The organism is Nocardia sp. NPDC059228, assembly GCF_042754245.1.
GTDB lineage: Bacteria > Actinomycetota > Actinomycetes > Mycobacteriales > Mycobacteriaceae > Nocardia.
The window spans coordinates 158,639-185,018 of the sequence record NZ_JBHZAL010000003.1; the positions used below are offsets into that span (position 1 = coordinate 158,639).

Annotated in this window: 27 protein-coding genes; 13 read left to right on the forward strand and 14 right to left on the reverse strand. The window is 69.9% G+C overall.

All coding sequences use genetic code 11. From position 1 onward, the window contains the following. Window positions 1-50 precede the first annotated feature (50 nt). The 4 genes from ACFXKA_RS06765 to ACFXKA_RS06780 all read left to right on the forward strand — a co-directional run bounded on the left by ACFXKA_RS06765 (window position 51) and on the right by ACFXKA_RS06780 (window position 3,881). Window positions 51-1,037 carry an RNA polymerase subunit sigma-70 gene (locus ACFXKA_RS06765; RefSeq protein WP_379426416.1) on the forward strand — a complete coding sequence of 329 codons (987 nt, stop codon included), beginning with the start codon at window positions 51-53 and terminating at the stop codon, window positions 1,035-1,037. Window positions 1,038-1,130: 93 nt separating this feature from the next. Beyond that, window positions 1,131-1,646 (forward strand): pyridoxamine 5'-phosphate oxidase family protein, encoded by a 516-nt coding sequence (locus ACFXKA_RS06770; protein ID WP_379426616.1) that lies wholly within the window; start codon window positions 1,131-1,133, stop codon window positions 1,644-1,646. After that, window positions 1,643-2,371: an alpha/beta fold hydrolase gene (locus ACFXKA_RS06775; protein ID WP_379426417.1), complete on the forward strand. Its 729-nt coding sequence runs from the start codon at window positions 1,643-1,645 to the stop codon at window positions 2,369-2,371. The genes ACFXKA_RS06770 and ACFXKA_RS06775 overlap by 4 nt, the downstream gene beginning before the upstream one ends. 349 nt (window positions 2,372-2,720) lie before the next feature. Further along, window positions 2,721-3,881: an epoxide hydrolase family protein gene (locus tag ACFXKA_RS06780; protein WP_379426418.1), complete on the forward strand. Its 1,161-nt coding sequence runs from the start codon at window positions 2,721-2,723 to the stop codon at window positions 3,879-3,881. Window positions 3,882-3,929: 48 nt separating this feature from the next. Here ACFXKA_RS06780 and ACFXKA_RS06785 read toward each other — a convergent pair whose 3' ends face one another. Beyond that, window positions 3,930-4,361: a PIN domain nuclease gene (locus ACFXKA_RS06785; protein ID WP_379426419.1), complete on the reverse strand. Its 432-nt coding sequence runs from the start codon at window positions 4,359-4,361 to the stop codon at window positions 3,930-3,932. Next, window positions 4,352-4,558 (reverse strand): type II toxin-antitoxin system VapB family antitoxin, encoded by a 207-nt coding sequence (locus ACFXKA_RS06790; RefSeq protein WP_354836393.1) that lies wholly within the window; start codon window positions 4,556-4,558, stop codon window positions 4,352-4,354. Before ACFXKA_RS06790 ends, ACFXKA_RS06785 begins: the two co-directional genes overlap by 10 nt. A 143-nt stretch (window positions 4,559-4,701) precedes the next feature. On the opposite strand from ACFXKA_RS06790, the gene ACFXKA_RS06795 reads away from it, so the two are divergent. Together ACFXKA_RS06795 and ACFXKA_RS06800 are read left to right on the forward strand one after the other, a co-directional pair. Beyond that, complete coding sequence (locus ACFXKA_RS06795; RefSeq protein ID WP_379426420.1) at window positions 4,702-5,469, forward strand: ABC transporter ATP-binding protein; 768 nt, start codon at window positions 4,702-4,704, stop codon at window positions 5,467-5,469. After that, window positions 5,454-7,022 carry a hypothetical protein gene (locus ACFXKA_RS06800; protein ID WP_379426421.1) on the forward strand — a complete coding sequence of 523 codons (1,569 nt, stop codon included), beginning with the start codon at window positions 5,454-5,456 and terminating at the stop codon, window positions 7,020-7,022. The genes ACFXKA_RS06795 and ACFXKA_RS06800 overlap by 16 nt, the downstream gene beginning before the upstream one ends. Window positions 7,023-7,104: 82 nt before the next feature. On the opposite strand, the gene ACFXKA_RS06805 is transcribed toward ACFXKA_RS06800, so the two are convergent. Then, window positions 7,105-8,232, reverse strand: a complete 1,128-nt coding sequence (locus tag ACFXKA_RS06805) for a GDSL-type esterase/lipase family protein (protein ID WP_379426422.1) — start codon at window positions 8,230-8,232, stop codon at window positions 7,105-7,107. Between the two features lie 110 nt (window positions 8,233-8,342). Between ACFXKA_RS06805 and ACFXKA_RS06810 the strand changes: the two genes are divergently transcribed. Continuing rightward, window positions 8,343-8,813 carry a MarR family transcriptional regulator gene (locus ACFXKA_RS06810; RefSeq protein WP_354836385.1) on the forward strand — a complete coding sequence of 157 codons (471 nt, stop codon included), beginning with the start codon at window positions 8,343-8,345 and terminating at the stop codon, window positions 8,811-8,813. 99 nt (window positions 8,814-8,912) lie between these two features. After that, complete coding sequence (locus tag ACFXKA_RS06815) at window positions 8,913-9,755, forward strand: patatin-like phospholipase family protein (protein ID WP_379426423.1); 843 nt, start codon at window positions 8,913-8,915, stop codon at window positions 9,753-9,755. A 7-nt stretch (window positions 9,756-9,762) separates the two neighbouring features. On the opposite strand, the gene atzF is transcribed toward ACFXKA_RS06815, so the two are convergent. From atzF to ACFXKA_RS06840, 5 genes are all read right to left on the reverse strand, one after another. Continuing rightward, window positions 9,763-11,376: an allophanate hydrolase gene (gene atzF, locus ACFXKA_RS06820; protein WP_379426424.1), complete on the reverse strand. Its 1,614-nt coding sequence runs from the start codon at window positions 11,374-11,376 to the stop codon at window positions 9,763-9,765. A 43-nt stretch (window positions 11,377-11,419) separates the two neighbouring features. Then, the gene (locus tag ACFXKA_RS06825) at window positions 11,420-13,354 is read right to left on the reverse strand and encodes a 5-oxoprolinase/urea amidolyase family protein (protein WP_379426617.1); all 1,935 of its coding nucleotides are present in this window, start codon (window positions 13,352-13,354) and stop codon (window positions 11,420-11,422) included. Between the two features lie 74 nt (window positions 13,355-13,428). After that, a complete protein-coding gene (locus tag ACFXKA_RS06830) occupies window positions 13,429-14,046 on the reverse strand; it encodes an urea amidolyase associated protein UAAP2 (RefSeq protein WP_379426425.1) in 618 nt (205 codons plus the stop codon). Continuing rightward, window positions 14,043-14,789 (reverse strand): DUF1989 domain-containing protein, encoded by a 747-nt coding sequence (locus ACFXKA_RS06835; RefSeq protein WP_379426426.1) that lies wholly within the window; start codon window positions 14,787-14,789, stop codon window positions 14,043-14,045. The genes ACFXKA_RS06830 and ACFXKA_RS06835 overlap by 4 nt, the downstream gene beginning before the upstream one ends. Before the next feature lie 91 nt (window positions 14,790-14,880). Then, window positions 14,881-16,440, reverse strand: a complete 1,560-nt coding sequence (locus tag ACFXKA_RS06840; protein WP_379426427.1) for an amino acid permease — start codon at window positions 16,438-16,440, stop codon at window positions 14,881-14,883. A 226-nt stretch (window positions 16,441-16,666) separates the two neighbouring features. Between ACFXKA_RS06840 and ACFXKA_RS06845 the strand changes: the two genes are divergently transcribed. Next, a complete protein-coding gene (locus ACFXKA_RS06845) occupies window positions 16,667-17,356 on the forward strand; it encodes a helix-turn-helix domain-containing protein (RefSeq protein WP_354836371.1) in 690 nt (229 codons plus the stop codon). 6 nt (window positions 17,357-17,362) lie between these two features. On the opposite strand, the gene ACFXKA_RS06850 is transcribed toward ACFXKA_RS06845, so the two are convergent. After that, window positions 17,363-18,679 carry a TerD family protein gene (locus ACFXKA_RS06850; RefSeq protein ID WP_379426618.1) on the reverse strand — a complete coding sequence of 439 codons (1,317 nt, stop codon included), beginning with the start codon at window positions 18,677-18,679 and terminating at the stop codon, window positions 17,363-17,365. A 173-nt stretch (window positions 18,680-18,852) separates the two neighbouring features. On the opposite strand from ACFXKA_RS06850, the gene ACFXKA_RS06855 reads away from it, so the two are divergent. Next, window positions 18,853-20,481, forward strand: coding sequence for an MFS transporter (locus tag ACFXKA_RS06855; RefSeq protein ID WP_354836367.1), 1,629 nt, complete (start codon window positions 18,853-18,855; stop codon window positions 20,479-20,481). Here the strand turns inward: ACFXKA_RS06855 and ACFXKA_RS06860 are convergent. The 4 genes from ACFXKA_RS06860 to ACFXKA_RS06875 form a co-directional block, all read right to left on the reverse strand. Then, complete coding sequence (locus ACFXKA_RS06860; protein ID WP_379426428.1) at window positions 20,469-20,957, reverse strand: hypothetical protein; 489 nt, start codon at window positions 20,955-20,957, stop codon at window positions 20,469-20,471. The genes ACFXKA_RS06855 and ACFXKA_RS06860 overlap by 13 nt on opposite strands. 114 nt (window positions 20,958-21,071) lie before the next feature. Continuing rightward, window positions 21,072-21,521, reverse strand: coding sequence for an NUDIX domain-containing protein (locus ACFXKA_RS06865; RefSeq protein ID WP_379426429.1), 450 nt, complete (start codon window positions 21,519-21,521; stop codon window positions 21,072-21,074). 28 nt (window positions 21,522-21,549) lie between these two features. Continuing rightward, the gene (locus ACFXKA_RS06870; RefSeq protein ID WP_379426430.1) at window positions 21,550-21,996 is read right to left on the reverse strand and encodes a hypothetical protein; all 447 of its coding nucleotides are present in this window, start codon (window positions 21,994-21,996) and stop codon (window positions 21,550-21,552) included. 163 nt (window positions 21,997-22,159) lie between these two features. After that, window positions 22,160-22,690: a hypothetical protein gene (locus ACFXKA_RS06875; protein ID WP_379426431.1), complete on the reverse strand. Its 531-nt coding sequence runs from the start codon at window positions 22,688-22,690 to the stop codon at window positions 22,160-22,162. Between the two features lie 87 nt (window positions 22,691-22,777). Between ACFXKA_RS06875 and ACFXKA_RS06880 the strand changes: the two genes are divergently transcribed. Both ACFXKA_RS06880 and ACFXKA_RS06885 read left to right on the forward strand, forming a co-directional pair. Next, on the forward strand, window positions 22,778-23,155 hold the full coding sequence (locus tag ACFXKA_RS06880; protein WP_379426432.1) for a VOC family protein: 378 nt from the start codon (window positions 22,778-22,780) through the stop codon (window positions 23,153-23,155). A gap of 112 nt (window positions 23,156-23,267) precedes the next feature. Further along, window positions 23,268-24,638: a serine hydrolase domain-containing protein gene (locus ACFXKA_RS06885; RefSeq protein WP_379426433.1), complete on the forward strand. Its 1,371-nt coding sequence runs from the start codon at window positions 23,268-23,270 to the stop codon at window positions 24,636-24,638. Window positions 24,639-24,660: 22 nt separating this feature from the next. Here the strand turns inward: ACFXKA_RS06885 and ACFXKA_RS06890 are convergent, their stop codons facing one another. Continuing rightward, a complete protein-coding gene (locus tag ACFXKA_RS06890; RefSeq protein ID WP_379426434.1) occupies window positions 24,661-25,251 on the reverse strand; it encodes an isochorismatase family protein in 591 nt (196 codons plus the stop codon). 128 nt (window positions 25,252-25,379) lie between these two features. Between ACFXKA_RS06890 and ACFXKA_RS06895 the strand changes: the two genes are divergently transcribed. Next, on the forward strand, window positions 25,380-26,366 hold the full coding sequence (locus tag ACFXKA_RS06895) for a GlxA family transcriptional regulator (RefSeq protein WP_379426435.1): 987 nt from the start codon (window positions 25,380-25,382) through the stop codon (window positions 26,364-26,366). The last annotated feature ends 14 nt before the right edge of the window (window positions 26,367-26,380 follow it).

Genomic DNA, 26,380 nt, shown 5'->3' on the forward strand with positions numbered 1-26,380 from the left:
AACGTCCCGTTCGTCACCGGCGGCAAACGGCCTGTGGGTACGGTCGGGTTGTGGAGAGTGAGAGCGTCGCGGCGGCGGATGCTGGGGGCGAGGCGGCGTTCGCGGGGTTGGCTGAGCGTTACCGCTGGGAGTTGCGGGTGCACTGCTATCGGATGCTGGGCTCGTTCGACGAGGCCGAGGACCTGGTGCAGGAGACGTTGCTGCGGGCGTGGCGCTATCGAGGAAGTTTCCAGGGCCGCTCCACGTTTCGGGCGTGGCTGTATCGGATCGCGACGAACGCGTGCCTGGACTTCCTCGACCGGCACCCACGGCAGCCGGCGGCGGGTGAGGCCGGCGGACCGGCGGAGGTGGGATGGTTACAGCCGTTTCCGGATCGGTTGCTGGAGCCGCCGGCCGACCCGGAGGCGGAGCCGGAGGCCGTGGTGGTCGCGCGGGAGACCATCGAGCTGGCATTCCTGGTGGCGATCCAGCACTTGCCGGCTCGGCAGCGCGCGGTGTTGATCCTGCGAGACGTGCTCGGGTGGTCAGCGGCGGAGACCGGTGAGTTGCTGGGCATGAGCGTGGCCGCGGTGAAGAGCGCGTTGCAGCGGGCACGACCTGTGCTGAGGGCGCATCTGCCGCAACGCGGCTCCGGGCAGGCTCTGGTCCCGACTGCGCAAGAGCGGGAGTTGCTGCGGCGTTTCATGACCGCCCACGAGCGCGCCGATATCGCGGCGTTCGCGCAGCTGTTGAGCGCGGATGTGCGGCTGTCCATGCCGCCGTTGCCGTACTCCTTCGTCGGCCGTTCGGAGGTCGCCGCGTTCGCCGGGAACGCGCTGGGGCCGGGCTCGGCCTTGCATCAGGGGCGGTGGCGGGGCGTGCCGGTTCGGGCGAACCGGCAGCCGGCCATGGCCGGCTACCTCTGCCGACCGGATGAGCAGGTCTACCGGGCACAGGTGCTCAACGTGGTGCGTGTCGAGGACGGTCAGATCGTCGAGATCACCGCGTTCGGGCCCGAGGTGTTCGCCGCGTTCGGTCTGCCCGCGGCCCTGCCCTGATTCGGCTCCGATTCCTTTTTCGCGCACTGCCGGTCTCACAGGGGCACGACCGCGACCGGCGCGGTCGATGAGCCCGAGGAGCTGATTGTGCACATGTTGACGCGCGAGGAACTGGCGGCGCTGCCGCAAGGCGATATCCGCCTGCTGGACAGCGACATCGCACAGGACCTGCTGACCTCGACCGAGCTGGCGCGCGTGGCGTATGCGGCCGCCGACGGCACCCCACGCGTGTTTCCGATGCTGTTCCACTGGACCGGCCAGGAAGTGGTCCTGTCCACATTCGTCCCCGCCCGCAAGATCGAGGCACTGCGAACCAGACCCGACGTGGCGATCACGATCGACGCCGCCGGAACCCCACCGCGGGCGCTGCTGCTGCGCGGTCGTGCCGAGGTCACCGTGATCGACGGGATCGTGCCGGAGTACGGGCTGGCCCTACGCCGCTACGGAGGTGCCGAGCAGGCCGCGGCCCAGGTCGCGGCCGTCGACGTCCCCGGGGTACGGATGGCCCGGATCGCGGTGCGGCCGACCTGGGTGGGGGTGCTGGACTTCCAGGCCCGGTTCCCCGGCGGCTCCACAGCGGCCGAGTTCGCGCAGCGGGGGCAGGCGTGACCGAGTACGTGTTCATCCCCGGGGCCGGGTCCGATTCCTGGTACTGGCACCGGCTCGCGAGCGAGCTACGGTCCCGCGGCCACCGCGTGGCCACTCCCGACCTGCCCTGCGACGACGACGCGGCCGGGCTGCCCGAGTATGCCGACACCGTGGCCGCTGCCATCAGCGATCACACCGACACCGTGCTGGTTGCCCACTCCTTCGGCGGGTTCACCGCACCGCTGGTCTGCCGGCGCGTCCCGGTCCGGCGACTGGTGCTGTTGTCCGCGATGATCCCGCGGCCCGGAGAAGCCCCCGGTGAGTGGTGGGCCAATACCGGTTACGAGCACGCCCGCCGCCGGCAGGACGAATGCGACGGCCGACACCCCGACGACGAGGATGCTCTGTTCTTCCATGATGTCCCGCCCGAGTTGGCAGCCCAGGCCAGGGAACACAGCCGTCGGCAATCCGCCACGCCGTTCACCGAACCCTGGCCCCTGCCCACATGGCCGGCGACACCGACGACCTTCCTGCTCTGCCGCCATGACCGCTTCCTGCCCGCTGCCTTCATGCGCCGTATCGTCGCCGAACGCCTCGGCGTCGTTCCCCACGAGATCGACGGCGGCCACATGATCCCGCTCGCCCACCCCCGACAACTCGCAGATCAACTGGAGGCATCTCCCCACGAACTCGACACCACCGTGAACACCACGGGCTGCGATCGAGATCCTCGCCGTCCCGAGTAACCCGTGTCCTGTCCTGTTGCCGGATGGTTTGTGTACCAAGCCCTCTCATCCAGCTGGCCGCGATAGTCAGCGGCCAAGCCTTCGAGGAACTCGATTGATTCAAGATCAGGGAGCTCTGGGTGCGGGATTTTGTCCGGCGATCTCCCGCGCGGGGGCTCCCTGATCTTGTTCAACAGCGGGTTGGATCGTTGGTGGTGGATGGGCTGGGCGTTGTGGAGGTGTACTGAAGGAACGCGGTGGTGAACATGGTTCTCACCACCTTGCACGGCTGACCTCCGGGCGGTGCGGTGCGGGGAATAACGAATTGTCGTGATGTGGAGGGCCCCTCTTTATCGGAAAGCTCGATGTCATGAGCGACAACGGCATTCGCCCCTTCCGCATCGACATCCCGCAGGCCGAACTCGACGACCTGAACCAGCGCCTGACTCGCACCCGGTGGATCGACGAGGTGCCGGGCGCGGGCTGGGAACGCGGCGTTCCCACCTCGTACCTGCGTGAACTTGCCACCTACTGGGCCGAGAAGTTCGACTGGCGGGCCATCGAAGCCGCGTTGAACGCCCACCCGCAGTTCTCCACCACCATCGACGGGCAGCACCTGCACTTCCTGCACATTCGCTCCGAACGGGACGACGCGACACCGCTGCTGCTCATCCACGGCTGGCCCGGCACGCCTGCCGACTTCCTGGACATGATCGGCCCGCTGACCGATCCGGCCGCCCACGGCGAGGCCGACGCCCCGGCCTTCCACCTGGTCATCCCGACCCTGCCGGGGCACGGCTTCTCCGGGCCGCTGACCGAAACCGGTTGGGACGACGGGAAAGTCGCTGCCGCGCTGGCCGAGCTCATGACCCGGCTCGGGTATGAGCGGTTCGGGGTACACGGCGGAGACCACGGCGCATTCGTGGCGCCGCGTGTGGCCCGCGATTTCAGCGACCGGGTGATCGGGGTGCACGTCAATGCGCTGGTCACCTTCCCGACGGGCGACCCGGCCGACATGGCCGCGCTCACCGAGGCGGAACAGCAGCGATTGGCGGCGATGAAGCAGTTCCAGGACGACGGCTCCGCCTACATGAACCTGGCCGGGTCGCGACCGAACACGATCGCGCAGCTGCTGGCGGATTCGCCTGCGGGACAGCTGGGTTGGATCGTCGAGAAGTACAAGGAGTGGACCGACGCCGGCCACGAGCTGCCCGAGGACGCGATCGATCGGGACAAGATCCTGACCACCGTCGCGATCTACTGGCTCACCGACACCGCCCGCAGCGTCGCCAACTACTACTACGAACGCTTCCACGACTACACGATGTTCGCCCCGAAGCCGAGGGGCACGGTCCCGACCGGCGTCGCGGTGTTCACCACCGCGGACTTCGCCATCCGCCGCTTCGCGGAGAAGGCCCACAACATCGTGCACTGGTCGGAGTTCTACTCCGGCGGCCACTTCCCCGCCCTGGAAGTCCCCGACCTGCTCACCGGCGACATCCGCGAATTCTTCACCACCCTCACCCGCTGAACCCTGGTCGCGAGGCTCGACGCACTCTGCGCCGGGCCTCGCGAGGTGTCAAGGGTTTTCGAGGCCGCCCCGGGGAACGACCCAGCGGTGGTCGAGGTCGATGACGGAGGCGATCGTCTCGAAGTCCGCGTCGTAGTGGATCAGGACGAGTCGGTGCTGGCTTGCAAGGACGGCGGTCAAGAGGTCCGGCATGCCGACCGCGCGATGGCGGCCGGTGCGGGCCAATTCTCGCTGGATGGTGAACGCGCACTGCCAATGTTCGTCGTCGGTCGGGAGGTACTCGTAGGCGATACGTCGACGGGACTTGATCTGTTCGTACTCGGTGGGGGTCCTGGCGCTGAACAGAGCCTCGGCGTCCAGTGTGGCGCAGGTGGCTGCCAGGCCGTGCTCGATCAGTGGCTCGAGCTCGCGTGCTACGGCGGGATGCCTCATCCGGGCCGCGGCGCTTGTGTCGATGAGAAACCGCGCGGTCAGCGCCACACTTCGCCTCTCTTGTCCGGGTCGGCCATCGACTCCATGCCGCCGCCGACGAGCCATTCGATCTCGCGGAGCCGGGCGCCCTTCGCAACCGCGTCCCGCAGGGCCGCGCGCACGGTATCCGACACACCGGTCGTGCCCAGCTCACGCTGGGCTGAGTCGAGTAGCTCGTCATCGATCTCGATCAGTCGCTTTGTCATGTCAGCTCCTTATATCGACGGCGTTGTCGAGTATATATTCGCGCGCTTCGTTGCGTAGTCGAGTTCTGCGGCGATGACTCTTTGAACAGCGGGCTCGTACGTATCGTGGGCAAGGTGCCGCCGGAGCGCTTCAAGGAGGGGACATGATTACCAACGGGCAACTGGCGCTCGAGTTGGACGGGCTCTACAAGAAGTTCGGCGGGCCCTGGGTGGTCGAGGGGGTGAGCCTGGCGGTGCCGCCCGGGTCGTTCTTCGGGCTGGTGGGGCCGAACGGGGCGGGGAAGACGACGACCTTGTCGATGGCGGTGGGGTTGTTGCGCCCGGATCGTGGGGCGGCCCGGATCTTCGGGCACGAGGTGTGGGCGGATCCGGTGCGGGCGAAGACCGTGGTGGGGGTGTTGCCGGATGGGTTGGCATTGCCGGAGCGGCTCACCGGACGAGAGTTGTTGAACTTCACCGGGTTGCTGCGCGGGATGGACAAGGCGACCGTGGTCGGACGGGCGGACGAGCTGCTGCACGTGCTCGAGCTGGACGGCGCGGAAAACACTGTGGTGGTCGACTATTCGGCCGGTATGCGGAAGAAGATCGGCCTGGCCACCGCGCTGCTGCACGCACCGAAACTGCTGGTGCTGGACGAGCCGTTCGAGGCGGTGGACCCGGTGTCGGCGGGAACGATTCGAACGATCCTGCAGCGGTTCGTGGCCGCGGGCGGATCGGTGGTGCTGTCGAGTCATGTGATGGCACTGGTGGAATCCATCTGCGACCGGGTCGCCGTGATCCACCGGGGACGGGTGGTGGCGGGCGGGACGCTCACCGAGGTGCGCGGCGAGGGCAGCCTGGAGGAGGCCTTCGTGCGGCTGGTGGGCGGACGCGTGGGCGGCGAGGAGGGGCTGTCGTGGTTGGCGTCCTGATCCGCATGCGATTGCGCATCACCGCGCGGCAGATGCGGGAAGGCCGTGCGGCACTGAACTTCTGGACCGGCAGCATCTTCGGCCTGATCGCCGCGGTGGCCACCGCGCTCATCATCGCCGGCGCGCGCGAGCCCGTGCACGGGGGAGTGACGGTGGCGGCGGCGATCTTCGCGGCCTGGACCCTCGGCTGGATCTGCGGCCCGGTGCTCACCGGCAGTAGCGACGAGACCTTGCAACCCGAGCAATTCCGCCTGCTGCCCTTGACGACTCGGCAACTGGCCGCTGGGCTCGGCGCGGCGGCCTTCGTCGGGCCGGCGCCCATCGTCAACCTGATCGCCTTCGGCGGCCTGGTCCTGCTCGCCGCGCCGATCGGCCTGGGCGCCACCGCGATCGCGGCGCTCGGCGCGGTCCTGCAACTGGTATTCGTGGTCCTGCTGTCGCGGGTCGTGGTGGCCTGGCTCGGCGCGGCCATGCGGTCCCGGCGCGGCAAGGACCTGGGTGTGCTCTTCGCCGCCCTCATCGGCCTGGCGTATTACCCACTGAACCTGCTGGTTTCGGCCGTCGGCCCGAAACTGGAGGGCGACCACAGCGGTCTGTCGGTGACGCTGCGCGCGGTCCCGTCGGGCTGGGCGCCCTACGCCGTCGAGGCCGCGGCCCGCGGCGACTACCTGCTCGCCCTGCTGCCCCTGCTGGGCCTGGCGCTGCTGTCGCTGATCCTGTGGCAGTCCTGGGCGGTCCTGCTGGAACGCCGCCTCACCACCCCGGCCGCACCCGCCGGCCAGGTGGTCGACACCGGCGGCGGTCTGCTCGACCGTTTCATCCCCGCCACCGCGGTCGGCGCCGTGGTCGCCAAGGAACTGCGCACGTGGTGGCGCGACGGCCGTCGCCGCGCCGCCCTGCTGCCGCTGCTGATCATCGGTTTCGTGCTGCCGATCTTCCTGTCGCTCCGCACCGGCGGTAGCGGAACCATCCCGTTCTCGGGCGCTTTCGTGGTGTGGCTGGCCACCATGTCCAGCACCAACCTGTACGGATTCGATGGCACCGCGATCTGGCAAACGCTGGTGACGCCCGGCGCGCCACGCGCGGATGTGCGGGGCCGCGCCTATGCCTGGCTGCTCCTGGTCACCCCGCCGTCGGTGCTCGCCACCCTCATCCTGCCCGGCGCGCTCGGCCGGCCGTACCTGTACGTCTGGGCGCTGTCGACGCTGCCGGTGCTGGTCGGCGTCGGCGTGGGGGCCGTGGTGTTCCTGTCCACCCATGCCGCCTTCGCCCTGCCGCCGCAACGCGGCAACCCGTTCGCGGGTTCGGGCAATCCCGGCTGCCTGAAGATCCTCATGCAGCTCGCGGTGGGCCTGGTGCAGTTCCTGATGGCGGCCCCGGTGCTCGCGATACTGGGAACCGGTGTGGCACTCCACAACTCGCTACTCCAGTGGGCGGCACTGCCGATCGGCGTACTGCTCGGCGCGGTGGGCGCCGCACTCGGAATCCGCTGGGCGACCACCCGGTTGGAGGCCCGCGGACCCGAGCTGCTCGCCGAGGTCAAACCGCGCTGAACAGCGCCTTCGTCTCTCCTGAAGACCATTCGACCCCGCCCGCGCCCCAACCGGACCTGCCCTGACCCGCCGCCCCGGCCTCTTACCGGAAGGCCGGCGGCAGCGCGGTGAGATCCACCGCCTCCGCCATGGCCCGGGCCCCGTCGTCATTGAGATGCATGCCATCGCCGCTGTCGAACTCGGGCCGGATGAAGTCCGGATCCGCCGGATTCTCCACGGCCGCGGCCACATCGAAGACGGCGTCGAACACCGTGGTGGTGCGCAGCCACTCGTTCACCGCGCGCCGCACCGGAATGCCCTCGGCCACCGCCAGACCCGGGTAGATGGCCCCGCCGAACGGTCCGATGGTATTGGCGTAGATCGGCAGTCCGGCCGCGTGCGCCCGCTCGGCCAGCGCGGTGAAGCCGGCGATGAGGGCCTCGGCGGTCGCGGTGCCGGCCAGGATCAGGTCATTGATGCCGAAGTTGGCCCACACGGCCGCGATCCCCGGCACCGACGGCACGTCCCGCTCGAACCGGGCCAGCCCGTGCTCGCCGATCTCGTCGGTGAGCAGCCGGTTGCCGCCGATGCCCTGATTGACCGCCCATCCGGTGGTCAGCCGCTGGTTCAGCACATCCACCGACCGCCGGTTCGCGCCGTGGGTCGAGCCGAAGCCTTCGAACCACGAGTCGCCGAAGGCCACCAGCACCGGAACCTCGGAGTCGACAGCGACGTCGATTCCGGTGAGGAGGAACCGCGCCGCGGTCTCCTCGGCATCGGACGGAGCAGCGTCGCCCGTCCGATCGCCGGCACTGATCCAGCTGCTCTCGACCGGGAACTGCGCGAACGCGGGCAGCGCCGGCTCGGGCAGGTACACGCTCAGCGCGAGTTCGGTTCCCGCCTCGACGGCCAGGTCCACCGGGTCGCTGACGATATCGGCCCCGGCCGGGATCCGGATGGACCCGGACCCCGCGAACCGCACCGCGGTATCGGTCTCGGGCACGATCTCGGCACCCGTCTTGCGCACGGCGATCCGCGCCGCGCCGATCACCAGTTCGTCCGTGCCGTAGCGATTGGTCAGTCGCACGCGCAGCCGTGACCCGCCGCCGGCCACCCGCGCCACCTGTCGCACGGTCTCGCCGGCGAAGGCCCGCGGCTCGGCGAGCTTGATCTCCTCGGCCGGATTCACCAGTGGCGCACGGAATCCCGCCACCCAGCGCTCGGTCGTCATCGGAACCTCCATGTAGTTGCAGTGCGGAATATTGCGTCAGCAACAAGATATCGAAAATATTCCGCATGTCAACTATCCGCACTGAAAACGTCTGGTCTAGGCTGGTCACCGTGGATCCCAATCTCTTCGACGACCCCCGGCTGACCGCGATCGGCCTGCTCTACGAGGCTCACGATGGGCTCATCGCCCGGCTCGAAGAGACCTGGAAGCGCAATGGCCTGTCAGGACTCGACCTGAATGCCCTGCTGCGCCTGAGCCGTTCACCCGGCCGCAAGCTGCGCATGACGGATCTCGCCATCCAGACCAGCCTGTCCACCTCCGGTGTCACCCGGCTGGTGGACCGCCTGGAGCGCAATGGCTTCGTCCGCCGCGAGGCCGATCCCGCCGACCGGCGCAGCTCCTACGCGGTGCTCACCGCCGCCGGGGCCACCCGCGTGGCGCGCGTACTGCCCGTCTACCTCGACGGCGTGGACCGCTGGTTCACCGGCCTGCTCAGCCCTGAGCAACTCGACCAGCTCACCGCGAGCCTGCGCATCATTCGCGACGCCACCAATCCCGACGCGACGCACGTCTCGGAATGAGAGGTGGAAATCGAGCCATAGCCGCCGCTCCGGCGGCCTAGCCGGTAGTTTGCGTACCGCAGGGTGTCTTTCTCAGCGGGTAGGAAAGTGAGTGCGGGTATGACGACGGAACGTGCGCTGGTGATCGGCGGCGGCGGGGTGGCCGGGATCTCCTGGGCGACGGGCATTCTCGCCGGGCTGGCGGATGCGGGCGCCGACGTGACCGGCGCGGATCTGCTGCTCGGCACCTCCGCCGGGTCCAATGTGGCCGCCCAGGTGGGCAGCGGGCTCGACCTCGCGGAACTGGTTCGGCGGCAGGTGGATCCGGCGGTGCAGAGCCGCGAGATCGTGCCCTCGATGGAGAAGTTCGCCGGGCTCTGGGAGACGCTGGCCGCCATTATCGAGGAACTGCAGGTGGATTCGGTCGAGCGCCGGCAGCGCATCGGCGCGCTCGCGCTGCGCGCGGAGTCGGTTCCGGAGCCGGAGCGGCGGGCCGTCATCGAGACCCGGCTGCCCGTGCACGAATGGTCCGATCGGGATGTCCGGATCACCGCGGTGAACGCCGAGACGGGCGAGCTGCGGGTCTTCGACAAGAATTCCGGTGTCGCACTGGTCGACGCGGTGACCGCCAGCTCCGCGGTGCCCATGGTGTGGCCCTGCGCCACGGTCGACGGCGCGCGCTACACCGATGGCGGCGTCCGGACGTCGGTGAACGCCGATCTCGCCACCGGCTGCGCCCGGGTGCTGGTGATCGCGCCCATGCCGGACGCGGAACTCGAGGCCCAGGTGGCGGGCCTGGTCGCGGCCGGCGCCCGGGTCGAGGTGATCGCCCCGGACGAGGCGGCCACCGCGGCCTTCGGCCTCAACCCGCTCGACACCGCCACCCGCGTCCCGTCCCTGGAAGCCGGCCGGGCGCAGGGCAAGGCGGACGCGGACCGCGTCCTGGCGCTCTGGCAGAACTGACGGACCGTCAGCTCACCGCCCCGGCCGCCAGCGCCGCGCGCCAGCCACCGTATTCGCTGATGTCCTTGGCGGATTCGGCGGCCGCGCCCGTGCAGCCGAACCCGGTGTGCCAGGTGCCGTCGGCGAGTTCGACCGCGCCCAGCTGCATGGGCGCGGGCAGGGCCGCGAGGAAGCGGCCGAGGGCGGCGGGTGAGAGCAGCCAGCGTTCCCCGGCCACCGCGACACCGGATTCCATTGCGGGGACCCGGGTTACGGCCGGTTTGGGCGGCACCGTGTCCAGCGCGCCCAGGCGGTAGTGCGGAGCGGTCTCGACCGGGCCGCACCAGCGCGCGCCCAGGCCGGTCAGCTGGTGTTCGAGGGGCTGGCCGCGCAGGTGCGCGCCGAAGACGATCAGATCGTGCGCGGCCGCGGCCGTCGCGGGCCAGCCCGGCTCGCCGGGGTCGAGCGGGGCGCCGGTGATCAGAGCGGCGATATCGAGCGCCACGGCGTCCTCGAAGGCGCGGGCCAGCACGGTCACGCCGAAATATGGCTCATCCGTGGGGATTGCGACCGCACACAGGTCGAAGAGATTGCAGAAGTTGGTGTAGGTGCCGAGCCGGGCATTCACGGCAACGGGATCGGCGGCGACCTCGGCAATGGTCGGGTGGGCCGGCGCGGTCGGGGTCAGCAGCGCGTCCACTCCCGCGAGGCTCGCCATGGCGGTGGCGCGCAGACGTTCGAGCGCGGCCAGATCGGTGACCAGCCGATGCGCGGGTAGCTCGCGGGCGGCACGGATGATGGATCCGACCGTGGGATCGGCCGATTCGGGGTGTGCGTCGATGAATTCGCCCACCGCCGCGTAGCGTTCGGCGACCAGCGCGCCGTCGTACAGCAGTCTGGCGGCGGCCAGGAAAGGCTCCGGATCGACGTCCACGATGGTCGCGCCCCGATCGCGCAGTGCCGCGACCGTCCGATCGAAGGCGCTGTGCCACTGCGGATCCAGCTCCGGCAGCGCGCTGAAAACCGCGATCACCGGCTGCGGCGGCGCGGCCAGCCGGACGTCGGCGGGCCACGCCCGGCCCGGCGCACCCGCCGCCATGACGCCCATGGCCCGATCGGCCAGGCGCAGATCGGCGGCGAAGATCGTCACGCAGTCATAGGAGCGGCAGGCGGGGACGACGCCCTCGGTGGAGATCACGCCGACGGTGGGCTTGATACCGGCCAGGCCGTGGAACGCGGCCGGAACGCGCCCGGACCCGGCCGTGTCGGTGCCGATGGCGATATCCGCCTGCCCGGTCGCGACCGCGACCGCCGACCCGGAACTCGAACCGCCCGAGACATATCCGGGTCGCAGCGCGTTCTCCACGACGCCGTAGGGCGAGCGGGTGCCGACCAATCCGGTGGCGAACTGGTCGAGATTGGTCTTCCCGACCACCACCGCACCGGCCGCGCGCAGCGCGGCGACCGCCGGTGCGTCCCGATCCGGCGTATACGCGAAGTCGGGACAGGCGGCGGTCGTCGGCAGGCCGGCGACATCCACATTGTCCTTGACGGCGAGACGCAGACCCGCCAGAGCGCCTGCGGCGGTGGCGATTTCGGCGTCCACCTCGGCGTCCGGGCGGTGGTGGATCCACACGGTCATGGGGTCTCCTAGATCTGGGATGGGAGCGAACAGGCCGAGGCGCTCAGGGTGTTTCGGCGAGTTCGCCCGCCTCGCGCCAGGAATTGCGTTCCGCGGCGAAGGCGTCGGCCTGCCGGGCGCGGAACTCGTCGATGGATGCGGCATTGTCCGACAGGAACTTCCGGTAGTCGACGAGACGGAACTCGCCGTCCTCGGCCAGCAGCTCGCCGCGGCCCGCGGCGGTGTCGGCGCGCAGGTCGAGCAGTTCCTCGGCGCTCACCGGATACCAGCTGATGCGGTCGAAATACCGCAGCAGCCACGGGTCTTCGCCGACGCCGCTGGAGCGGTGGTTCCACACCTGGGTGGTGCGCCCGACGAACTGGTAGCCGCCGGGACCCTCCATGCCGTAGATGCAGAGGTAGGCGCCGCCGATGCCGACCGCGTTCTCCGGCGTCCAGGTGCGGGCCGGGTTGTATTTGGTGGTGACCAGCCGATGCCGTGGATCGGTCGGCGTGGCCACGGGCGCGCCCAGGTACACGTCGCCGAGGCCGAGGACCAGGTATTCGGCCGCGAACACGGTGTCGAAAACCTCGTCCACGCAGGCCAATCCGTTCATCCGGCGGATGAACTCGATATTCCACGGGCACCACGGGGCATCCGCGCGGACGCCGTGCATGTAGCGGGTGATGGCCTCGCGGGTGGACGGATCGTCCCACGACAGTGGCAGCCGCACGGTGCGGCTGGGGACCACCAGCTCGTCGGCGGGCGGCAGCTCGGTCTCCACCTCGGCGAGCAGGCCCAGCAGCGTGCGGGTCGGCAGCCGGCCGGGATCATGGCGCACCTGCAGCGATCGCACGCCCGGGGTGAGTTCGGTGATCCCCGGTTCGGACCGTTCCAGCAGCGCCTGGTGCAGGGCGTGCACGCGGGCGCGCAGCTCCAGATCCAGTGTCATGTCCCCGTATTCGACGAGCAGGCCGTCATTGCCCGCGCGCCGGTAGGTGACCGCGGTGTCCGCGCCGTCGCGGCGGGCCAGGACGCCGTCGTCGCCGTCGCCGCCCGTGGACAGCACGACCGGCCAGGCGGCCCGGCGCTCGGCCCCGAGCTCCCGCAGCGAGGCCGCGTGGTCGGCGCGGACCGGGACGAAGCGCACGCGGTCGCCCGGCGTGAGCTGACCCAGCTTCCAGCGCTCGGCCGCCACCACGGTGACCGGGCAGACGAAGCCGCCCAGGCTGGGGCCGTCCGGGCCGAGCAGGATCGGGGTGTCACCCGTGAAGTCCAGTGCGCCAACGGAATACGCGTTGTCGTGGATGTTGGACGGGTGCAGTCCCGCCTCGCCGCCGTCCCGCCGCGCCCATTGGGGTTTCGGGCCGATGAGCCGCACCCCGGTCCGATCGGAGTTGAAGTGCACCTCGTAGTCGGTGCCGATGATGGTGTCGAAATCGCCGCGGGTGAAGAACTCCGGCGCGCCGTGCGGTCCCTCGGTGACCGCCAGCTCCCAGCGCCGGGTCAGCACGGGCTGATCGTCGCCGGTCACCCCGGCCGTTACCCGCCCGGGCGCGCCGAGCCCGAACTCATCGCCCGCCGCCAGGGCTCGGCCGGTGCCGCCGCCGAACTTGCCGAGGGTGAAAGTCGCACGGCTGCCCAGGTATTCGGGCACCTCGATACCGCCGGCCACCAGCAGGTAGCACCGCATTCCCGGCCCGCGCACCATGCCGATGTCCAGCACGCCGCCCGCCGGCACCAGCACACTGCGCCACTGTCGCACCGCGCGGCCGTTCACGGTCACGGGCACCGGCGCACCGGTGACGCACACCCAGGTGGCGGCGTCGAAGCGCAGGGCCGGTCCGCCCAGGGTGCACTCCAGCCCGGCCGCGCCCTCCGGATTGCCGAGCGCCCGATTGCCCAGCCGGAACGACAGGTCGTCCATCGGGCCGGACGGCGGCACCCCGACATGCCAGTAGCCCACCCGGCCCGGCCAATCCTGCACGGTCGTCTGCATGCCCGGCCGGATCACCTGGAATGTCGCGGCGGGGGACGAGTGCTCGGGTGCGGTGAGGTCCGGCAGCACGGCGGTCATCGGGTCACCACCATGCGCACCGGGGTGGGGTCGAAGCCATTGCAGGGGTTGTTGATCTGCGGGCAGTTGGAGACCAGCACCAGGGTGTCGATCTCGGCGCGCAGCGTGAGCTTCTTGCCCGGCGCGGAGAGCCCGTCCACGATGCCGAGCGTGCCGTCCGCCTCGACGGGAACGTTCATGAACCAGTTGATGTTCGAGACCAGATCGCGCTTGCCCAGCCCCCACTTCAGGCCCTCGGCCAGGAAGTTCTCCACACAGGCGTGCTGGTGGCGGGTGTGGTGGCCGTAGCGCAGGGTATTGGACTCCTGCGAGCACGCCCCGGCCACGGTGTCGTGATTGCCGACTTCGTCGGCGACCACCGTCATGAGCGGGGTGCCCGCCTCGGTCAGCAGGACGCTGCCGGTGGTCAGGAAGATATTGCGCTGGGTCGTGATCGTCGTCTGCGCGCTGTACCGGTCGGTGTGATCGGCGGCATTGTAGAGCAGGCAGTCCACCGCCTGATTGCCGTGCAGATCGATGATGTCCAGCTGGTCTCCCGCGCGCACCACGGCCGACCAGGGGGCGCGGGCGGGGACGGTCTCGTCGAGTACGACGGTGCGGGCGGTGGTGATCATGCGCGGGCCTCCAGAGTGCGTGCGTGCCAGTCCTGTTCGGTGTTCTCCACCGCGCGCAGGTATTCCGGGTCGGTACCGTGCGCGAGTGCGAGCTCTTCCGGGGCGGACCACGCCACGAGGTCGAGCTCGGTCGGGGGAGTGGGGTCGAGCGGGTGTTCGGCATTGGCGACCAGCAGGGTCACCGGCAGCTGCACGAGCAGGTCGACCGCCGTGCCCGCCGCCGCGCCGCCCGTGATCGTCAGCGCGCCATCGGATTCCACGCGCACACCCCGGAAGAACGACACCGTCGGGCCGATATCCCGTGGCTCGAGCCCCTGCTTGACCCCGGCCAGCCGCAGGCTCTGCCGCGCGGCAGGTGAGGGACCGCACAGGGTGTCATGGCGGCCGGAGGAGTCCGCGATCACCGTGGCCAGCACTCGCCCCTGATCGGAGAGCAGCGGGTGGCCGACGCCCAGATACGCCTGCCACGGCACCTTCACCGTGTCGGCGACATTCAGCCGTTCCCAGGGCGATTCGGCCCGCAGCAGCAACAGATGCGCACACGCCGCGCCGAACGGATCCGACAGCCGTACCCGGGTACCGCGCGCGAGCACCACATTCGCGTATCCACCCGACGGAATCCGCTGGGCGAAAGTGATGTTCGCGATGTCGACGGCCACGGGGAGCTCGGGCGCGACGCGTTCGGCGGCGGCCGCCTGCGAGCGGGCATGAACCCGCGCGCCGGTGGTGTTGGCTGTGCTCATTGCTACTCCGTTTCTCGGGGATCGCCGGAGACTCGGCCGGCGGTGCAGGCGTTGGCCGGGCTCCGGCGATATCATCGGAATGTCGTGTGGATCAGGCGATTTGGGGAATTGGATCGGTGACTACCCCGCGCGCGGGGGTCACCATCCGGTGCACCACCGCGCCGACCGCCACCGTGAGCAGCACGAACAGCGGTGCGGCCCAGAGCATCCACCAGCCACCGCCGGTCGGGGTGTAGACCGCGGCGCGCGGCCAGGCCAGGTTCACCGCCATGGCGATGCCCCAGATCACGGCGAGCGCATTGATCGCAATGCCATAGCGGCCCAGCGCGAACAGTTTCGTGCCCGCGGCGTCACCGGCGATATCGGCGGGCCAGCCCTTGACCCGGCGCACCAGCAGCGGGATGGTCACCAGCAGGTACGCGAGGTAGAGCATGACGATGCAGACACTGGCCAGCGTCGCGAAGATGGCGGCATTGCCCAGGTTCACCACCAGCAGGCCGATTCCCAGCACGCCGATCACCACGGCGGGCCACACCGGAGTGCCGAAGCGCGGATGCACCGTCGACAGCGGTTTGGCGAACGGCAGCCGCCCGTCGCGAGCCATCGAGAACAGCAGGCGCGAACCGGCCGTCTGAATCGCCAGGGTGCACACCGTGATCGCGCACGCCACGCAGGCCAGCACCACCTTGCCGGGAACGCTGGTCAGCTTGGCCTCGATCACGTACGCCAGCCCGCCGCTGGCCAGCGAGCCGTCGGACAGGCTCGGTGCGGCCATGAGCGCGCCCAGCAGGATGAGCCCGCCGCCCAGCGCGGACACGGCCAGCGCCGACAGAATGGTGCGCGGCGCGACGTGCCGCGGATTTCTGGTCTCCTCGGAAAGCTCACCGGCGGAATCGAATCCGACCATGACGTAGGCGGCCATCAATCCGGAGGCCAGGAAGGCGGCCCAGTACGGCCCGGCCGCGGCCTGATCGGTGTGCGTGACCACGCCCGGCCCGCGGTCGGTGTGGGTGAAGAACACCGCGATCACCGCGATCACACCGATGATCTCGATGGTCACCCCGAGCGAGTTGATGCGCGCCATCCAGTCGATGCCCACCACATTGATGAGGGTGGTGATCACCAGCAGCACGCTGCCCAGCAGCACCGCGTTCGACGCCCCGTCGCGGGAGGTGAGATCGCTGTTCGTGCCGATGAGCTGGAATCCGGACCAGATGGTCGGCAGCACCACCTGCAGCGCGATCGCGGCCGCCGCGGCGGTGACGATCTGGGCGATGATCATCATCCAGCCCGCGAACCAGCCGACGACCTCGCCGGCCAGCCGGCGCGACCACTGATAGATGCAGCCCGAGATCGGGTAGCGGGCGGCCAGTTCCGCGAAGTTCAGCGCCACCAGGAACTGGCCCGCGAACACGATCGGCCAGGTCCAGAAGAAGGCCGCGCCTCCGAAGGAGTAGCCGAAGCCGAAGAACTGGAAGATCGTGGTCAGGATGGAGACGAAGGAGAATCCGGCCGCGAAGGAGGCGTAGCGGCCGAGCTTGCGGTGCAGCACCGGCTGATAGCCGAAGCGCGCGAGATCGGCGCTGTCCGAGCTGGTTTCGGCGGTGACCGGTGGGGGCTGGGGAATGATGGCGTCGGCGGAGGCAACCATGGCGGTGAGTCTTTCGCGAGGCGAATATCTATCGCTTGAAAGTTTTCCGGTCGCGATCGCGGCTCAGGTGACGCCGCTGTATCGGTCGGATGGCCCGCCGTAACTTCTGTATTGCCGGTATTTCTGTCAAATGACAGGAACCTCACTGTGCAGGTCGGCCGCTCGGGTAGGCGGGCCGGCCATGCGCGTAGACAGGCCGATGGTGCGGGTAGGACAGAATGGCAGGGTGACCCAACTCGGACCCGGCCGTCCTCGTCTCGAACCGCGCCGGCGCGCAGGCCAGACGCCGCGCGCCGAAATCCTCGACGCCGCCGCCGAGTTGTTCACCAGTCACGGCTACGGCAATACCTCCACCCGCGCGGTCGCCGACGCCGTCGGCATCCGGCAGGCCTCGCTGTATCACCACTTCGCCGCCAAGGACGATATTCTCGACGCCCTGCTCGCCGAAACGGTCACCACGCCACTGGAATTGGCGAGCGTGCTGGCCGGGCGGACCGAGCCCGCGGCCGTGCGGTTGTACGCGCTGGCCTGGTACGACGTCAGCCAGCTGTGCGCCAGCCGCTGGAATCTCGGCGCGCTCTACCTGCTGCCGGAACTGCGCAGTGAACGCTTCGCCCGCTTCCGGGAACGTCGCGACGAGCTGCGCGGCCACTACGAGACGCTGTCCGCCGCCGTCATCGCCGAGGCCGGGTCCGTCATCGCCGCGGCCGGTGCGGGCGCGGTGGCCGGGGCCGAACTGCTGCCGTTCCGGCTGGTGGAGTCGGTCATCAATATGCGCTCCGATGAGGGCGCGGCGCCGGAGTACGCCGAGCAGCTCATTCCCGACGCCATCCTGCGGCTGCTCTGCTGGCCCGGTTCGCTGGCCGAAACCCGGGTCGCCGCACTGGAATTGGCGCGGCGACTCGCTCCGGAGTGATCCGCGTCAGGACTTGCCCTTCGAGGTGCCCCACTTGAGGCCCCAGCCGTAGGCCTGATCCACCGCCAGCTTGCCCCAGAACCGGCGACCCTCCGGCGGGCGCACGAACCGGCCCTCGCGCCGCACCACCAGCTCGCCGTGCACATTCTCGATCAGCGCCAGTACCATCTCGCGCGAATCATCTTGGCAGCCGCCGACTTCCATCTCGATCGGCGGCGTATTGCGGGGGAACAGGGTCGCGGTGGCGTGCACGCCACGGAAATCCTGCGCGCCCTCGTAGAGCGAGGCGAATACCAGGATGCGGCGGAAATCCGCGATGTGATCGAGGTTGATGGACAGGTTCTCGCCGGTCGCGCTGCCGCCGGTGCGATCGTCGCGGTCCAGCGCGATGAACGGCGGCTTGTGCAGATCGCCGAAGGTGTCCAGCGCGCTGACGCAGCCCCTCGACCCGTCGGCCAGCTCCCAGAACGCGCACAGATCCAGGTCGAGCCCGCCGTTCGCCCGCTTGCGCCCGAACAGACCGCCCGAACTCGGCACCGACCAGTTCAGGTTGACCCGCATGATTCCGCCGGTCGCGCCCTGCTTGGTCAGCGAGACCGCCGGGGCCTCCTTGGTCAGCGAGATCTTGCCGGTATTCGGCCGGGGCGCAGGCGTCGGCGGCGGCCCGAAGGTGTGCTGCTGCGCCGGCATCGGCGGCGGGGGAGCGATCGGCGGTCGGGCGGCCGCGGGCTGGGGCGAGGTGACCGGCTGCGGGGGCGTGAGGGGCTGCGAAGGGGCGACGGGCTGCGGTGTATTCGGCTGCGGGGCAGGCGCTTCATCGACGGAGATGCCGAAATCTGTTGCCAGCCCGGCCAGTCCGGAGTCGTAGCCCTGACCGACGGCGCGGAACTTCCAGCCGCCGTCGCGGCGATACAGCTCGCCGAGCACGAAGGCGGTCTCCGAGGTGGCGTCGGTGCTGTCGAAGCGGGCCAGCTCCACGCCGCCCATATCCACCAAACGCACGTGCAGGCCCTGGAATTGGGCGAAGGTGCCGCCGTCGGCCGAGGCGGCGAGCACGATGGCGTCGATCTGCGGTTCCACCCGGCCCAGGTGCACCGAGAGGGCGTCCACGATCACCGGTCCCGTCTGCTTGCCGTGGTGGCGGACCGCGCCCGAGGCGTGCTGCGGCTGGTTGTAGAAGACGAAATCGGCGTCCGAGCGCACCCGGCCGCTCGACAGCAGCAGGGCGGAGGCGTCGGCGTCGGGAACCCCGGGTCCCGACTGCCACCCCAGTTCGATCCGAATCTCGGACGTCACCACCGGAACGTTGGAACCCTTCAGCATCGACACACGATTCAAGGTATCCGATCCGGACATCCGCCGTTCAGAGGTCACCTGTCGGCAAATATTCGGCTGCCCAGCCGCCTCGACATACACTGTTGAACGGACAATTGGCGCATAGGCGGCTAACGGATAATCGGACTCTTCGGACGGCTGTTCAGCGGCGGGAGCGACGAATGACGGAAACGCAGCTCGACCTGGGTCGCAACAAATGGATCACCCTCGGTGTCCTGGCGCTGGGACTGTCCATGGTGGTGCTGGACGGCACCATCGTCGCGGTCTCCCTGCCCGTCATCATCGACCAATTGCAGTTGAATTTCACTCAGGCGCAATGGATCAACAGCATCTACGCGGTCGTGCTGGCCGCGCTGCTGATCACCAGCGGCCGCCTCGGCGACCGGCTCGGACGGCGCAGGATGTTCGCCCTGGGCGTGGTGATCTTCGTACTCGGCAGCGTGCTCTCCGCAGCGGCGCAGAGCGCCTGGCCCCTGCTCCTCGGACGCACCGTACAGGGCATCGGCGCGGCCGGTGTCCTGCCCGGCACGCTGGCCACCATGAACGCCCTCTTCCGGGGCCGTGACCGGGTGATCGCCTTCGCGGTCTGGGGCTCGGTCGTCTCCGGTGTCGCCGCCATCGGCCCGCTGCTGGGCGGCTGGCTCACCACCTACTTCACCTGGCCGTGGATCTTCCTGGTGAACCTGCCGCTGGGCGCGGTGGTGCTGGTCGGGCTGGTGCTGTACGTCCCGGAGACCCGCATGGGCAAGGCCGCGCCGGGCCTGGACGTGGACGGATTCCTGCTCAGCGCAGCGGGTTTCGCGCTGCTGGTGTTCGCGCTCATCGAGGGTCAGACCTACGGCTGGGGGAAGCCGCTGCGGGAATTCCCGCTCGTCGGGTGGAACTGGCCGGCCAGCGCGCCGGTCTCACTGATCCCGATCCTGCTGGTGCTCGGGGTGGTGGCGCTGTACCTGTTCATCCGCTGGGAGCAGCACCGCCGTCTGATCGGCCGCTCGGCGCTGCTGGATCCCGCGCTGTTCCGGATCCCCAGCTTCCGCTGGGGCAATATCACCGCGTTCCTGGTGGCGCTGGGCGAATTCGGCCTGCTGTTCGTGCTGCCGCTGTTCATGGTGAACGTGCTCGGGCTGTCCACCCTCGGCGCGGGCTATGTGCTGGCCGCCATGGCGGTCGGCGCGTTCCTGGCCGCGGGGCTCGCCGAGGGACTGGTGCGCCGGTTCGGACCGGTGCGGGTGGTGCAGCTGGGCCTCGTCTTCGAGGCCGTCGCCGTGGTGCTGGCCGCGCTGTTCGTCACCCCGCACATTTCCGGCTGGTGGCTGGCGGTGCTGCTGATCGGGTACGGCATCGGGCTGGGGATGGCTTCGGCGCAGCTGACCGGGACCGTGCTCGCCGATGTGCCGCCGGAGTATTCGGGCCAGGGATCGGCCGCCCAGTCCACGGTGCGGCAGATCGGCTCGGCCTTCGGTACCGCGGTCATCGGTGCGCTGCTGTCGGCGGCGCTGGCCCACGATCTGCCCAAACGGCTCGCACACGTGCCCGATCTGCAGAAGCCGGCCGCCGACACCCTCGCCACCGCGACCCGGCAGTCGGCCGGTGGGGCCATCAGCGGGTTGCGGGAGCACCACGGCGCCGCGGCCATCGTGGACGCGCTGAGCCGGGCCTTCACCGACTCCACCCGGACCGCGCTGCTGGCCGCGGCACTGTTCCTGCTCGTCGGCCTGGCCTCGGCCGCCCTCATCCCGAACCAGCCCTACCCGGCGTCGGACGAGGACGAGGACGCTCAGAGCAGCTGACCGTCGAGGCACATCCCGGACGAGCGGGTGGACGTCTTCGGTTGCACCACACCGGGGTCGAAGGTCCACTGTGAGACCGGGCCCGCCGACTTCCACAGCAGGCCGCCGCTGGTCGGCACCGCCTCGAAGACGTCCCCGACACCGGGGATGAGCTGATCGCCGACGCAGTAGTCGTCGTAATCGGTGCCGGGCTGGCGTGCCCCCGCGCTGAAGCGGCCCGCCGGATTGGCATCCGCCCCGGGATTCGGCACGGTGCTCCCGCTCGCCGCGCCGCTCCGGTACCAGTGCGGACCGGCCGCGTCGCCGCCACAGGTGAAGGCCGAGCCGCCCGCCACCACCTGCGACCCCTGCGGGTGCGTGCCGCCCGCCCACAGGCAGTCGGCGCCGGAGTCGAAACGGGTGTCCGCCACGGTACCGAAGCCGAGGCCACCCGCGGCCATTACGGCCGTCGCGAGCAGAGTAAGCGGTTTGATCACTGCAATCACCCTTGATTCGGTGCGATCCGGAATCCGGAACGGCGCATCTCGGGGCGCGGATCCGGTTGGCGTAGTTGCCATTCAGGAATAGCGCGGGTGGTTACAGTGCGAGGGTCAGTCGATCAGGCCGAGCGCGTGCAGCCGCCGGAAGACCAGCAGCGAGCCGGGGGCGACCGCGTACATGGCGGCGTATTCACCGAGGGTGAACCAGCGCAGTTCGGCGATCTCCCCGGAGGGGCGCGGCTCGTCGGTCAGCTCGCCGAGGAAGCAGGTCATGTGCAGGCGGGTGCCGGGCGCGTGCCCGTAGGCCTCCGCCTCGAACACGCCCAGCTCGCTGACGCCGGTGGCGGCCACCCCGAGTTCCTCGTGAATCTCCCTGTGCAGGGCCATCTCCGGGGTCTCGCCCGGATCGATCTTGCCGCCCGCCATATAGAAGACGTCCTTGCCGGTGGACCGGGTCTGCAACATGCGACGATCCCGGATATGCGCCAGTGCCGCGGTGCGAATCACCCGCCCCACCCTAGCCAGCCGCGGTAGCGCGGGGGGCGCGGGCGCCCTTGTCATCGCGGGCGCCCGCGTTGTCGGCCCGGTGTCAGCAGGCCACGGTCCGCAGGCGCGCCCGGTCGCCGGCCGCGACGGCGCGCACGGCCGCGGCGATGGCGACCACCGGCGGCACCCAGCGCGCCTCGTGGGGCATGACGCTCCACGCGGTCCCGCGGCCCGGCTGCGGCAGCGGCACCCGGTCACCGTCGGTGTGCACGATCGCCCCCGCGGCGCGCAGGCTCTCGATGGCCCGCGCGGCCTTGGCCACGCCGACGACCAGATGGATTTCCCGCCGCTGCGGACCCGGGACCTCGATGACCGGGCCGGAGAGGTTGTTGGCGCGCAGGTACCGGCGCACCCCGGCAGCGACGGACCCGGTGAGTTCGATGGCCGCGATCTGCTCGCCGGTGATCAAGTCGACGCCGTCGCCGGTCGTCTCGATCGTCCATCCATGCTGGCGGAAGTCCTCCGCCACAACGCTCAACGCCACGATCATCACCCTCACACCTGCGGCTGTGCATTCGTTCCGCCGTGGCTGTGAGGTTCCGTAGAGGACGCTGCGATCACCAGCCACACCAAGGATTCTCGGGCCGTGACCGGGGTGGATGCATCGTCCTGCGGTCGCCGGTCGCTCAGGGAGATCCCCTAGGTGTGCGGGCTCAGTGGGTGGGCGGGGCGATCTTCCAGTGCCGCTGCAGGGCATTGGCGATCTCCGGCAGGATGGTCACCGGAATCCGCCTGTGCCGCAACATGGTTCGAATCTCGTCGACCTGTTCACGCTTGCGCATGTCGTAGGCGCTGGCAATGGGCCGCCGCACCGGCGGAATGGACAGCAGCACCAGTTCCCGATGCGGCTCGTCGCCGCCGTTGAGATCCAGTGCGAGGGTCCAGCGGCCCTTCTCGTCCAGCGCGAACCGTCCGGCCACCACCCGATCCCACGCCACCGCCGAGGCGCCCCACGGCGTCCGCCGCACGATCGCATCCTCGGTCAGCTCCACCCGGTCCCGCCCGAACAGCGCGACCATCAGCCCCACGGCGGCGGCCGCGCCGAAGAACAGCCCGGTGAACACTCGATTCAGCCCGAACACCCCGACCGTGCCGGCGCAGACGACGGCCACCACGAGTATCCCCGCGGCCACGTACCCGGCCATGCGCCGCCCCGGCACCACGCCCGCGCGCACCATCGTCATTACGCCTCCCGAAACCGACTGCCGGTCACCGTACCCGCCGGTGCGCGTCGTCGATGAATTCGACGCGGACGGATCGTCTTCATCCGCATGACGCCATCGACCTTCACCGCCGTCGTCAATATCGCGGTGCCCGTGACCGATCAGGACCGGACCAAGGCGCTGCTCGAGCGGCTCGGGCTGGCGACCCGCATGGACGCCGAACTGCAGCCGGGCTTCCGCTGGATAGAGATGTCGCTGCCCGGCGGGACGGCCGCCTTGGCGCTGGTGCGCGCGTCCGCGGAACTGCCCGCCGGCATCGACACCGGGATCCGGCTGGCGACCACGGATGCCCGTGCCGCCCATGCCACACTCGCCGGCCTCGGCCTCACCGTCGGCGCGCTGCTGGACTGGGATTCCGCGCCGCTCATGTTCGCCTTCCAGGACCCCGACGGTAACCGCTTCTACGTCATGCAGATGGACTCCTGAGGCGGTCGAAACCGGAGGATTCCCAGCCGATCTCGACATGGACGCCCTTGTCGACCTACCGTGCCTCTGCCACCGCCCACCGGTGGTCCCGCAGTACCCGAAGGAGCGACCGATGCCGCACGCCGTCGACCTCGAGCGCCGACTGACCGACTCGATCGAGGAGCACGGAGTCCCCGGCGCGCAAGTGGCGGTGCTGGTCGGCGGCGAGATCACGGACGCGGCGGCCGGGGTGCTGAACACCGCGACCGGTGTTGCGGCGACCACGGATTCGGTGTTCCAGATCGGCTCGGTCACCAAGGCGTGGACCGCGACGCTGATCATGCAGCTTGCCGCCGAGGGGCTGATCGAGCTGGACGCCCCGGTGCGCCGGTACCTGCCCGAGTTCCAGGTGCGCGACGGGGCGGCCGCGGCCGTCATCACTGTCCGGCAGCTGCTCGGCCATACCTCGGGCATCGACGGCGACTTGTTCCTCGACACCGGGCGCGGCGCGGACGCGGTGGAGAAGTTCGTGCCCGCCATCGCGGACGCCGGGCAGGTGCACCGCCCCGGCGACATGTTCTCCTACTGCAACAGCGGCTACGTGCTGCTCGGCCGAATCCTGGAAGTCTTGCGCGGCAAGCCTTTCGACGCGGTGTTGCGGGAGTGGCTGGTGACCCCGCTCGGGCTGACCCGGGTGGCCACCGACGCCGACGAGGCCATCCTGTTCCGCGCCGCGGTAGGGCATATCGGATCCGCGCCGGGCGTGCGCCCGGAACCCACGCCGGTCTGGGCGCTCCCGGCCTCCAACGCTCCGGCCGGCGCGAGGCTGGCGATGTCCGCGCGCGATCTGCTGGGATTCGCCCGGCTGCACCTGTCCGGCGGTCGCACCGTGGAGGGCGTCCCCGTCCTCCCCGAGACCGCGGTACAGGCGATGACCCGGCCGCACGTCGAGGTGCCCGATATCGGCTACGGCACCCACTGGGGTCTGGGCTGGCAGCTGTTCGATCCCGCCGGAACCGGATTGTTCGGGCATGATGGCAGCACCATCGGCCAGAACGCCTTCCTGCGCATCGCGCCCGCCGCCGGCGTGGCAATCGCCTTGCTGGCCAATGGCGGTGACGCGTTCGCGCTCTACCAGGATCTGGTCGCGGACCTGCTGTGGGTGCACGCGGGTATCCGATTGCCCGCCCGGCCCGTGCCGCCCGCGCGGCCCGAACCGGTGGATGCGGCGCGGGTCAGCGGCCGGTACCGCTCGGTCATGTACGAGCACGCCATCGACGTCGACCCCGACGGCCGGGCGTGGCTGTCCACGATTCCCTTGACGGCGGAAGCGGCCCTGGTCTCCGCCCCGGACCGCATGGAGCTTCTGCACCTCCGCTCCGACGCCCTGATCGCCGCGCGCCCCGTCCGTGGCCGGCACGCCGTCTACGGCCTGATCGACGGAGACGGTGACGCCGCTGCCCGCTACCTGCACACCAGCCGCGCGATGCCCCGCCAGCCCTGACGCGATACCCGGACGGCTGGGGTCAATTCAGCTCGGCGGCGGAGGCCACGACGACACCGTAGAGATCGGCGATGGTGGCCAGGGCGCTGTCGTGCAGTTGTGCGGCGGTCACCTCGCCGACGGCCGACTCGAGGGGGCGGGTGGCGCAGGCATCGGCCACGACGGTGGGGTGGTTGCCGCGCAGGAAGGCGCCCTCGGCGGTGAAGGTGACGCACATATGGGTCATGAAGCCGGCGATGATCAGGTTCTCGTTGCCCGCGGCGTCCACCTGGGCGGCCAGGTCGGTGTCGTGGAAGCCGTTCGGAACCTGTTTGACGACAACGGGTTCGCTGTCGGCCGGGGCCACGGCGGGGTGGATCGCGCCGATGTCGGCGGTGATGTCGTAGGGGGTGCCGGGGCCGCCGTCGTTGACGATGTGGATGATCGCCGAGCCGGCCCGGCGGGCGCGGGCCAGCAGGTCGGCGGCGGCGTCGAGGGCGGGCTGCCAGCCGGTCAGCTCCATCACGCCGCGGGTGTAGGTGTTCTGGTAGTCGACGAGGATCAGGGTCGCGTCGGCCAGGGTGGCCGGGGTCTGATCGAAGCCGCTGAGGTCACGCAGGGTCTGCGCGGGCATGGAGATCCTCCTGGGTTTGCACATCCGAACCGCCCTGTGCGGTGGACGTTTTCCACGCTATGGGCCGGCGGGCATGTCGGAAATGTCATGTAGCCTGCAGATTCGGACATAGCGAGGGAGGGGGAACCGTGGGTGCACCGGCGCGATTCGTCGTCATCGTGCTGTTCGACCGGGTCGATCTGCTGGATGTGACCGGGCCGCCGGAGGTTTTCGCGCTGCTCCAGCGAGAGATGAACGGGGACACCGGATATCAGGTGGCGCTGGCCGCCGGGACCCTCGACCCCGTCACCACCTCCGCCGGGGTCCGAGTGCTGCCCGACATCACCTTCGCCGACCTCGCCGGGCGCGCGATCGACACGCTGGTGGTGCCCGGCTCGGTGGAGGTGGACGGCGACGGCCGGGTGCGCGCGCTCAGCGACCCGCGGGTGGTGGCGTGGGTGGCGAAGCTGGCCGCCGCCAGCCGCCGCGTCGCCTCGGTCTGCGTCGGCGCGCACATTCTCGCCGACGCCGGGCTGCTGGACGGCAAGCGCGCCACCACCCACTGGTCCACCGCACAGCAGCTCGCGGCGGAACATCCGGCCGTCACCGTGGACGCCGATCCGATCTTCATTCGCGACCAGAACATCTGGACCGGTGCGGGACTCACCGCCTGCCTGGATCTGGCCCTGGCACTGGTCGCCGACGATTTCGGCGACGCCCTCGCACTGCGCGTGGCGCGGCAGCTGGTCATGTTCCTGAAAAGGCCCGGCGGACAGAGCCAGTTCAGCGTGTCACTCGAACCCCTCTCGACCACGCGCCGGATCGACGACCTGCGCCACTACATCGCCCGCCATCTCGCCGAGCCATTGACGGTCGCGGACCTGGCGGCGCGGGCCCATGTCAGCGAACGGCAGCTGACCCGCATCTTCAAGACCGATCTCGGCGCCACTCCGGCGGCCTATATCGAGTCCGCCCGAGTCGAATTCGCGCGCAACCAGCTCGAGACGACCGATCACACGCTCGAGCGGGTGGCGACCCTGAGCGGTTTCAACACCACCGACACCCTCACCCGGGCCTTCCGGCGCGTCCTGGACACCACGCCGACGGAGTATCGAAACCGCTTCCGGCTCACCTAGTCTCGCCTCGGATC